The organism is Micromonospora echinofusca (assembly GCF_017614955.1).
Classification (GTDB): Bacteria; Actinomycetota; Actinomycetes; order Mycobacteriales; family Micromonosporaceae; genus Micromonospora; species Micromonospora echinofusca_A.
In genome coordinates, this window is sequence record NZ_WVUH01000268.1 from 1 (window position 1) to 10,124 (window position 10,124).

The following is a 10,124-nucleotide window of genomic DNA, read 5'->3' on the forward strand; positions in this document are numbered from 1 at the left end:
GCCCGAGTCGCGCAGCGAATCCTCGCCATGACCGCCGCGATCTGGCACAACCGCGCCACCGGCCAACCCGTGACCAGGTCCCTGATCGCCTACGACCACTGACCCGACTTCGGACTTACTCGTCTAGGGAGTACCCCGGACCGCAGATCGGGAAGCCGCCCCTATTTCGGCCCCGTCCGTATATTGGGTGGGAGCGCTGCTCGGGGTTACCGGCCCGGGTCAGCGGGTAGGCTCGCCGGTCGGTGGCCCTCCGGACCGGGGAAGTGCGGCATGATCAGCGTTTTCGACCTCTTCAGCGTGGGTATCGGACCGTCCAGCTCGCACACCGTCGGCCCGATGCGGGCCGCCCGTACCTTCGTCGGCGGACTCAAGGCCGACGGGCTGCTCGCCACCACGGCGCGGGTACAGGCCGAACTCTTCGGCTCCCTCGGCGCCACCGGGCACGGACACGGCAGCGACCGGGCGGTACTGCTCGGACTGGCCGGTGAGGCCCCGGAGACCGTCGACACCGACACCGTCGACGACCGGGTGGCCCAGGTCCGCGCCACCGGCCGGCTCGACCTGCTCGGCGTGCACGAGGTGGCCTTCGACACCGACCGTGACCTGGTACTGCACCGCCGCCGCGCGCTGCCGTACCACCCCAACGGGATGACCTTCGCGGCGTACGACGACACCGGTGAGCTGCTGCGGACCCGGACCTACTACTCCGTCGGCGGCGGCTTCGTGGTGGACGAGGCGGCGGCCGGCGCGGACCGGATCAAGCCGGACAGCACCCCGGTGCGGTACCCGTTCCTCACCGGCGTGGAACTGCTCGCGGTCACCGAACGGACCGGACTGTCGATCAGCGAGGTGATGCTCGCCAACGAGCTGTCCTGGCGCAGCGAGGCCGAGGTGCGCGCCGGGCTGCTGGACATCTGGCGGGTGATGCGGGAGTGCGTCGACGCCGGGTGCAGCCGGGACGGGGTGCTCCCCGGCGGGCTGAAGGTCCGGCGCCGGGCGGCCGAACTGCACCGCCAGTTGAGCGCCGACGACACCGGTGCAGCCCCGGCGGACCCGCTGCGGGTGATGGACTGGGTGACCCTCTTCGCACTGGCGGTCAACGAGGAGAACGCGGCCGGCGGCCGGGTGGTCACCGCCCCCACCAACGGCGCGGCCGGGATCATCCCCGCCGTCCTGCACTACTACACCCGGTTCGTCCCCTCGGCCGACGAGGACGGGGTGGTCCGGTTCCTGCTGGCCGCCGGTGCGATCGGCGTGCTGTTCAAGGAGAACGCCTCGATCTCCGGGGCCGAGGTCGGCTGCCAGGGCGAGGTCGGTTCGGCCTGCTCGATGGCCGCCGCCGGGCTGGCCGAGGCGCTGGGTGGTACGCCGGCCCAGGTGGAGAACGCCGCCGAGATCGGGATGGAACACAACCTCGGGCTGACCTGCGACCCGGTCGGGGGACTCGTGCAGATTCCGTGCATCGAGCGGAACGCGGTGGCTAGCATCAAGGCGATCACGGCCGCCCGGCTGGCGCTGCGCGGCGACGGGGTGCACGCCGTCTCGTTGGACAAGGTCATCAAGACCATGCGGGAGACGGGCGCCGACATGAAGGTCAAGTACAAGGAGACGGCGCGCGGCGGACTCGCGGTCAACGTGATCGAGTGCTGAACCAGCGGGGCGGAGGCGGCGGTGACGGCTGGCGTCGCGGCGATCTGGTCGCACCGCAACTCGCTGCGGATCCTGGTCAAGCGGGACCTCGCGGTGAAGTACCAGCAGTCCGCCCTCGGCTACCTCTGGTCGCTCATCGAGCCGCTCGGCATGGGGGCCATCTACTGGTTCGTCTTCGGCCTGCTCTACTCCGGGGACACCACCCGGCACCTCGGTGACGCGTCCGGGTCTTACCCGCTCTTCCTGGCCACCGGGATCTTCGCCTGGATGTGGACGAACGCGGCGATCGCCGAGGCGACCAACGCGCTCACCGGCCAGGCCCGCCTGATCACCACCATGAACCTGCCCCGGCAGGTCTTCCCGATCGGCCGGGTCACCGGCCGGTTCGCCGAGTACCTGGCCGGGCTGCCGGTGCTGGCGACCGTCGCGGCGGTCTACGCCGTGCAGGGCCGGATCGCCCCGGGCTGGTCGCTGCTGGCGCTGCCGCTGGCGGTCACCGTGCAGGCGGTCCTGCTGACCGGGGTGGCGCTGCTGCTCTCCGCGCTCAACGTGCTGATGCGCGACATCGAACGGTTCATGCGGCTGGTGATCCGGGTGCTCTTCTACGCCACCCCGATCATCTATCCACTGGCCCTGGTCCGGGACTCGGCGCTGCCCGGCTGGATCAAGGTGGCCTACGAGCTGAACCCGCTGGTCGGCATCTTCCAGCTGCACCACGCGGTCTGGTACCCGGACGAGTTCCCGGACGCCCGGCTGCTCGCGGTGTCGGTGACCGGCAGCGTCGGGGTGCTGCTGGTCGGCTGGTGGGTGTTCCGTCGGCTGGAACCCGCCGTCCTCAAGGAGCTGTAGTGCCGGAGGCGATCATCACCGCCGAAGGGCTGGGCATCCGGTTCGTCCGTAACCGGCGCCGCCAGCTCCGCCTCCGCGAGCTGGTCATCCACCGGGGCGTCCGGCGCGCCGAAGCCGGCCGGTTCTGGCCGCTGCGGGACGTGTCCTTCCAGGTCATGCCGGGGGACACGGTCGGGGTGATCGGCCGCAACGGCACCGGCAAGAGCACCCTGCTCCGGCTGATCGCCGGGGTGCTGATCCCGGACGAGGGGCGGATCACCGTCCGGGGCGCGGTGGCGCCGCTGCTGGAACTCTCCGCCGGTTTCTCCAACGACCTGACCGGCCGGGAGAACCTGCACCTGGTCGGCGCGCTGCACGGACTCTCCCCGGCCTACCTGCGGCGACACTGCGACGAGATCGTGGACTTCGCCGGGGAACAGGTGGCGCGGGCCATCGACACGCCGGTGCGGCACTACTCCTCGGGGATGAAGGTCCGGCTCGGTTTTGCGATCATCTCCCGGTTGCCCCACCCGATCCTGCTGATGGACGAGGTGACGGCGGTGGGCGACGCGGAGTTCCGTAGGAAGTGCTACGCGACCATTGACGGACTGCTCGCGGAGGGGCGCACACTGGTGCTGGTGTCACACAACGAGAACGACCTGACCCGGTTCTGCAACCGGGGTCTCTATCTGGACGGCGGCCGGTTGACCGTCGACGGGACGGTGCACGAGGCGCTCGACGCGTACCACGCCGCGGTCCCGAGGTGACGCTGGCCGTCGTGCTCGCCGCCGGTGACCCCGCGGCGACGCCCCCCGAGCGTCTCGTCGAGCAGTGGCGGGCGGCCGGGGCCCGGGAGGTCCGGGTCGTCGCCGACCCCGCCGAGTTGTCGGCGCTGGCCGCCACCGCCACCGAACCGCTCCTGATCAGCGGTACCGACCTGGTCGCGCACACCGCCGTCCTGCGGCACCTGGCCACCAGCCCGGTCGGGCCCACGGTGGCACTGGTGCTCACCGACCCGGTCCACCCCGACCGGGTCGCGGTCCGCGAGGACCGGGGTCAGGTGGTCGAGTCCGCCACCACGCCCGTGGCCGGCGCGACCGGCGGGTTCGGCGGGGCGCTGCGGGTGGGCGTACCCGACCTGCCGGCCCTCGCCACCGCCGCGCGGACCGTGCCGGACGGGCCCGGACCGGCGGTGGACCGGCTCTTCGCGGCCCTCGCCGCGACCGGCACCACGGTCTTCGCCCACCGGGTACGCCTGCTGGTGGCGCACCGGGTGACCGACGCGGCCGGGCTGGCCGCCGCCGAGGCGGCGGTCGCGGCGGTCGAGGAGGACCGGGCCGAGTTGAAGCTGTCGGTGAAGGAGCGGGACGACTTCTTCACCACGTTCTTCGTCAGCACCTGGTCGCCGTACGTGACGAAGTTCTGCGCCCGGATCGGCCTCGGCCCGACCGGGGTGACCGCGGTGTCGGTGCTCTTCGCGTTCGCCGCCGCCTGGCTGTTCGCCTACGGTGACGCCCGGGTGCCCTGGGTGGTCGGCGCGGTCCTGCTCTACCTGGGTTTCATGCTCGACTGCGTGGACGGGCAACTGGCCCGGTACACCCGGCACTTCAGCGCCTGGGGCGGCTGGCTGGACACCATGGCGGACCGGGCCAAGGAGTACGTCGTCTACGCCGGTCTCGGTGCCGGGGCGACCCTGGGCGGGTACGAGTACGGCTGGGCGCTGGCCATCGCGGCGATCACCCTCCAGACCGTCCGGCACATGACCGACACCTGGTACGGAGCCCTGCACGACGAGGCGGCGCGCCGGCCCGCCCCGGCCGCGACCGGCGGTCTCGGGGCGAAGCTGAGCCAGGCGTCCAACCGGGTGCAGGCCGACACCGGCTCGGTGTCGTACTGGCTGAAGCGGACCGTGGTCTTCCCGATCGGGGAACGGTGGGCGCTGATCTCGCTGACCGTGGCGCTGTTCGACCCGTGGGTCAGCCTGGTCGCGGTGCTGGCCTGGGGGGTGCTGGCGTTCGGGTACACGTTGGCGCTGCGTACCCTGCGGGCCCGGTCGATGCGGGTGCCGGTGCTGACCACGGTCGACGCGGTGTTGTACCGCGACGACGGGCCGCTGGTGCGCCGGTTGGGCTGGGCGGCCCGGCCGCTGCCGTTGGCGGTGCTCGCCGCGCTGGCCGCCGCCGGGCTGCTCGGTGCGGCGCTGGCCGGGCTGGACGGCGGCGCGTTCAAGCTGGCGGTGGCCGGGGCGGCGCTGGTGGTGCTCGCCGCGGGCCTGGGCAGCGCCCGGCCGCACGCCGGGGCGCTGGACTGGCTGGTGCCGGCGGCGCTGCGGGCGGCCGAGTACCTCTTCGTGATCGCGGTGGGGGTCGGTGCGGCGGTGTCGCCGCCGCTGGTGTTCGGGTTGCTGCTGGTGCTGGCGCTGCACCACTACGACCTGACCGCACGGCTGGAGAAGCGGCAGGCCGCGCCGCCGCTGCACGACGGGATGCTGGGCTGGGACGGCCGGCTGCTGGTGCTGGCGGCTGCGGCAATAGCCGGATTCGCGAGTGTTGTTCTGCCTACACTGGCGGGGTACCTGCTCGTGGTCCTCCTGGCGAGTGTGACCCTCGCCTGGGTGACCGTGCCCGCCCGTGCCAGCCGACCGGCAGCGGGTACGGCGAGAGGAGCCACCGGGGGTCGGTGACCGGGAGGCCGGCGATGACCCTGCTCAGTTTCGTCGTACCGGCCTACCAGGTGCAGGGCTACCTGCGGGAGTGCCTCGACTCGATCCTCGACCAGCCGTTCGGTGACGTCGAGGTGATCGGGGTCGACGACTGCTCCCCGGACGGCTGTGGCCAGATCATCGCCGAGTACGCCGCCCGTGACCCCCGGGTCCGGGCGGTGCGGCTCGCCGAGAACGCCGGGCTCGGTCCGGCCCGCAACGCCGGGCTGGACCGGGCCACCGGCGAGTACGTCTGGTTCCTCGACGGGGACGACTGGCTCGCCCCGGACTGCCTGCCGGCGGTGGCCCGACGGCTGGCCGACACTGCGCCCGACGTGCTGCTCGTCGACCACGTCCGGGTGCACTGGACCGGCCGGGCCGGCCGCAGCGCCCTGGTGGACGTGCTGGCCGCCGACGGCCCGCCGGAGGTGTTCCGGGCCACGGAGCGACCGGCGGTGCTCCGGCTGCTGCACACCGCCTGGAACAAGATCATCCGGCGGGGGTTCCTGCTCGACTCGGGGCTGCGCTTCGCGCCCGGCTGGTACGAGGACGTGTCGTTCAGTTACCCGGCGCTGGTGGCGGCGGAGCGGATCAGCGTGCTCGACCGGGTCTGCGTCAACTACCGGCAGCGCCGGTCCGGGGCGATCACCCGTACCGTCGACGCCCGGCACTTCGAGGTCTTCGACCAGTGGCACCGGGTCTTCGACCTGGTCGGCGACCGGAACAGCACCCTGCGACCGGTCCTCTTCGAACGGATGATCTGGCACTACCTGACCGTGCTGGGCAACGGTCGGCGACTGCCACCGGGCCTGCGGCCGGCGTTCTTCGCCCAACTCCACGCGGACTACCGGCGGTGGCGGCCACCCGGCGGCTACCCGGTACCGGGTGGGATCGAGGGACTGAAACACCGGCTGGTGGCCGCCGACCGCTGGCGTACCTTCAGCGCCCTGCGGGTCGCCGGCCGGACCGGTCAGGTGGTGACCCGTACCGCCCGCCGGGCCGCCGACCGGACGCTGCCCCCGCTGCGCCGCTCCGCCGGACGGGGGCGGGACGCCCTGCTGTACGGGTACTACCGGGCGCAGTTGCGGCGCCCTGTCGACCCGACGCTGGCGGTGTACGCGGCGTACTGGTACCGGGGATACGCCTGTAACCCGGCGGCGATCCACGCGAAGGCCCGGGAACTGGCCCCCGACATCCGGGGAGTGTGGATCGTCCGGCGGGACCGGGTGGCCGAGCTGCCGCCCGGGGTGGAGTACGTGGTCGCCGGCACCCCGGCGTACTACCGGGTGCTGGCCCGGGCGCGGTGGCTGGTCAACAACGTCAACTTTCCCGATCACGTGGTGAAGCGACCCGGCTCGGTACACGTGCAGACCCACCACGGCACCCCGGTCAAGGTGATGGGCCTCGACCAGCAGCGGTACCCGCTCGGCGCCCCGGGGATGGACTTCGCGGCGCTGCTGCGGCGGGTCGACCGGTGGGACTTCAGCATCACCGCCAACGCCTTCTCCACCCAGATGTGGGACCGGGCGTACCCGGCGGACTACGTGCGGCTGGAGGTCGGGTACCCGCGCAACGACCGGCTGGTCACCGCCGGCCCGGACGAGGTGGCGGCGGTACGGGCCCGGCTCGGCATCGCCCCCGGCGACCGGGTGGTGCTGTACGCGCCGACCCACCGGGAGTACCTGCCCGGGTACCGGCCACCGTTCGATCCGGACGGTCTCCTGGCCGCGCTCGGCCCCGCCGGTCGGCTGCTGGTACGCGGGCACTACTTCGACCACCGGCCCGGTGACCCGGGCGGGTCCGGTGCCGGCCGGGTGACCGACGTGACCGGGTACGGCTGTGTGGAGGACCTCTACCTGGCGGCGGACGTCCTGGTCACCGACTACTCCTCGGCGATGTTCGACTATGCCGTGCTGGACCGGCCGGTCGTCGTGTACGCCCCGGACTGGCCGGTGTACCGGCTGGCCCGGGGGGTCTACCTCGACGTGACGGCGGAACCGCCGGGCGCGGTGGCCCGGGACTTCGCCGAACTGCTGGCGGTGTTCCGCAGCGGGGCGGAACGGGCCGAGGGGGCGGTGTCGGCCCGGCGCCGGTTCCGGGAACGGTTCTGCGCGCTGGACGACGGCCGGGCCGCCGAGCGGGTGGTCCGCCGGGTTCTGCTGGCCAGCCCGCCGAGCGGTACTCGTGGTTAGGGTTCCTAACCGTTTCATGCCCCCGTAACAGGGCTGTCACGGCGGGAACATGGCACGTTTACCCGATGGGCGGATCCGATGATGCTGGTCACAGTCATTCCGGGGTCGGCTGGCAACGGAACTGGGGGAGGTGACGGTGACCACCGTCGCACTGAAGGACGTCACCAAGGTGTTCCCGGACGGGACGGTCGCGGTGGACAACATCAACCTCGACGTCAACGACGGCGAGTTCATGGTGTTGCTCGGCCCCTCCGGCTGCGGGAAGTCCACCGTGCTGCGGATGGTCGCCGGGCTGGAGGACCCGACCCGGGGCGCCATCATGCTCGACGGCGAGCTGGCCAACGACCTGCCGCCCCGGGACCGGCGGATCGCCATGGTCTTCCAGGACTTCGCGCTGTACCCGCACATGAGCGTCGGGGACAACATCGGGTTTCCGCTGCGGCTGGCCGGGGTCGAGCCGGAGCCACGCGGTGAGCGGGTCGCCGACGTGGCCAGCGCACTCGGTATCGGCGACGTGCTCGCCCGCAAGCCCAGTCAACTCTCCGGCGGTCAGCGGCAGCGGGTGGCGATGGGCCGGGCGATCGTCCGCCGGCCGGGCCTGTTCCTGATGGACGAGCCGCTGTCCAACCTGGACAGCGGGCTGCGTGCGGAGCTGCGGGCGGAGATCTCCGGCCTGGTCCGTGAGCTGGGGGTCAGCACCATCTACGTCACGCACGACCAGGCCGAGGCACTGACCATGGCCGACCGGGTGGCGATCATGCGCAAGGGGGTGCTCCAGGACGTCGGCACCCCGACCCAGGTGTACGGCCGACCGGCCACCCTCTACGTCGCGGCCTTCCTGGGCAGCCCCCGGATGAACCTGCTGGAGGCGTCGGTCTACGTCCACCTCGACCGGTACGTCACCCTCAACCTCGGCGACCAGGCGCTCTACCTGCCCTGGAACGACATCCGCAGCCGGGCGGTGGCGCACTACCACGGGGAGCGGATCGTGGTCGGGATGCGGGCCGAGGCGTTGACCCCGGTCGCCCCGGACACCCCGGGCGACGTCCTCCAGGGGCGGATCCGGTACCTGGAGCACCACGGGCACGAGTCGCTGGCCTTCCTCGACATCGGCGCCACCGCGATCGTGGTGGACGAGCTGAACAAGCCGGTCGACGACGACGCGTCCGGCGGGTCGAGCCGGCTGCGCCGGTTCGGTCACGCGGTGCAGCGGCTCACCGGCCGGGTGGCGGAGAGCGAGCAGCCGGCGGTGGGCGGTACCCGGACCAGCATCCTCAACGACCCCGGACGGCACGCCCGGCGTCCCGCCGAACTGGCGGTCCGGCTCGCCCCCTATCCGGCGGTCGCCGCCGGGCACCCGCTGGCCGTGTCGGTACGGATGGACGCGCTGCACTTCTTCGACGAGCGGGGCGACCGGATCGACGTGGGCTGGCGCTGACCGTCGGGCCGGACCGGGCCGTGTGGCGGCCGGACGACCGTTGCCGGGGTGGGCCGTCCGCCGGACGGGTTGCCGGGCAAGTTACCGGCTAGTAACGTGTCGGGCATGTCCATCGACTCGCGGCAGGTAGCCGCCGGGATGCTCGAAGCGGTGCCGTTCGTCCGGACCCTCGGCATCCAGTTCAACGAGGTGGCTCCCGAGGCGGACGGCGGGGTACGCGCGGTCGTCGAGCTGCCCGACAGCCCCGACACCCACAACCACATCGGCGGGCCGCACGCCGGCGCCATGTTCACCCTCGCGGAGACCGCCTCCGGCGCGGTGGTGCTGGCCGCCTTCGGGCACCTGCTCGACCGGGCCGTCCCGCTGGCCGTCCGCGCCGAGATCGCCTACCTCAAGCGCGCCCTGGGGCCGGTACGGGCGACCGCCCGGCTGGCCCGCCCCCCGGCCGACGTGCAGGCCGAGTTCGACGGCGGTACCCGACCGGAGTTCCCGGTCCTGGTCGAGATCACCACCACCGACGGTACGGTCACCGGCCGGATGACCGTGGTCTGGACGTTGCGGAGGAACTGAGGCACCCTGTCGTCGCCCCGAGCCGAGCCGGGCACCCGGTGCGAAAGGGGTTTGACCGGACGCCCCGGTGGTTAGATTCAGGAGGTGCTGGGCCTACCTGCTCATGTGACCGCCTGTCTCTTCGACCTGGACGGTGTGCTGACCCAGACCGCCCGGGTGCACAACGCCGCCTGGACCGCGACGTTCGACGCGTACCTGCGGGAACGCTCCGCCGTCACCGGTGAGCTCTACCGGCCGTTCGACCCCGGGCCGGACTACCACCGCTACCTCGACGGCCGGATCCGGGCCGACGGGGTACGCGCCTTCCTCGCCTCCCGGGGCATCGTCCTGCCCGAGGGCGACCCGGACGACCCACCGACCGCCGAGACGGTCCACGGCATCGGCAACCGGAAGAACGTCGTCCTGCTGGAACGGATCCACACCGACGGTGTCGACGTCTACCCCGGCTCGGTGACCTACCTGAAGGCCGCCGCCGTAGCCGGGCTGCGCCGGGCGGTCGTCTCCGCCAGCGCCAACTGCCGGGACGTGGTCGACGCCGCCGGTCTCACCGACCTGCTGGAGGTACGGGTCGACGGCCTGGTCGCCCGCGCCGAGGGGCTGCGCGGCAAGCCGTACCCGGACACCTTCCTGGCCGGTGCGGCCCGGCTCGGGGTGGACCCGTCCCGGGCGGTGGTCTTCGAGGACGCGCTCGCCGGGGTCGAGGCGGGCCGGGCCGGCGGGTTCGGGTACGTGGTGGGGGTGGACC

At 72.6% G+C, this 10,124-nt stretch carries 8 protein-coding genes and 1 pseudogene; all 9 read left to right on the forward strand.

Features of this window, described 5'->3' with window-relative positions; translation table 11 throughout:
* Positions 1–102 (forward strand): annotated as a pseudogene (locus tag GSF22_RS35055) (IS982 family transposase); the annotation flags it as partial.
* Positions 103–270: 168 nt separating this feature from the next.
* Positions 271–1,650: an L-serine ammonia-lyase gene (locus tag GSF22_RS24650; RefSeq protein ID WP_208816116.1), complete on the forward strand. Its 1,380-nt coding sequence runs from the start codon at positions 271–273 to the stop codon at positions 1,648–1,650.
* 21 nt (positions 1,651–1,671) lie between these two features.
* Complete coding sequence (locus tag GSF22_RS24655) at positions 1,672–2,499, forward strand: ABC transporter permease (RefSeq protein WP_208816117.1); 828 nt, start codon at positions 1,672–1,674, stop codon at positions 2,497–2,499.
* The gene (locus GSF22_RS24660) at positions 2,499–3,245 is read left to right on the forward strand and encodes an ABC transporter ATP-binding protein (protein WP_208816118.1); all 747 of its coding nucleotides are present in this window, start codon (positions 2,499–2,501) and stop codon (positions 3,243–3,245) included. The genes GSF22_RS24655 and GSF22_RS24660 overlap by 1 nt, the downstream gene beginning before the upstream one ends.
* The gene (locus GSF22_RS24665; protein WP_208816119.1) at positions 3,242–5,161 is read left to right on the forward strand and encodes a DUF5941 domain-containing protein; all 1,920 of its coding nucleotides are present in this window, start codon (positions 3,242–3,244) and stop codon (positions 5,159–5,161) included. The genes GSF22_RS24660 and GSF22_RS24665 overlap by 4 nt, the downstream gene beginning before the upstream one ends.
* 14 nt (positions 5,162–5,175) lie before the next feature.
* Entirely contained in the window at positions 5,176–7,371 is a 2,196-nt protein-coding gene (locus tag GSF22_RS24670) for a bifunctional glycosyltransferase/CDP-glycerol:glycerophosphate glycerophosphotransferase (protein WP_208816120.1), read from the forward strand.
* Positions 7,372–7,507: 136 nt separating this feature from the next.
* Complete coding sequence (locus GSF22_RS24675) at positions 7,508–8,809, forward strand: ABC transporter ATP-binding protein (RefSeq protein ID WP_208816121.1); 1,302 nt, start codon at positions 7,508–7,510, stop codon at positions 8,807–8,809.
* 105 nt (positions 8,810–8,914) lie between these two features.
* Complete coding sequence (locus tag GSF22_RS24680; protein ID WP_208816122.1) at positions 8,915–9,379, forward strand: DUF4442 domain-containing protein; 465 nt, start codon at positions 8,915–8,917, stop codon at positions 9,377–9,379.
* 84 nt (positions 9,380–9,463) lie between these two features.
* The coding region (locus GSF22_RS24685; protein WP_208816123.1) for a beta-phosphoglucomutase family hydrolase at positions 9,464–10,124 on the forward strand (661 nt) is incomplete at its 3' end.

What these genes read in the sequence shown, in the direction of transcription:
- GSF22_RS24650 (WP_208816116.1), top strand. Translation starts at nt 271, where the DNA reads ATGATCAGCGTTTTCGACCTCTTCAGCGTGGGTATCGGACCGTCCAGC.
- GSF22_RS24670 (WP_208816120.1), top strand. Translation starts at nt 5,176, where the DNA reads ATGACCCTGCTCAGTTTCGTCGTACCGGCCTACCAGGTGCAGGGCTAC.
- GSF22_RS24680 (WP_208816122.1), top strand. Translation starts at nt 8,915, where the DNA reads ATGTCCATCGACTCGCGGCAGGTAGCCGCCGGGATGCTCGAAGCGGTG.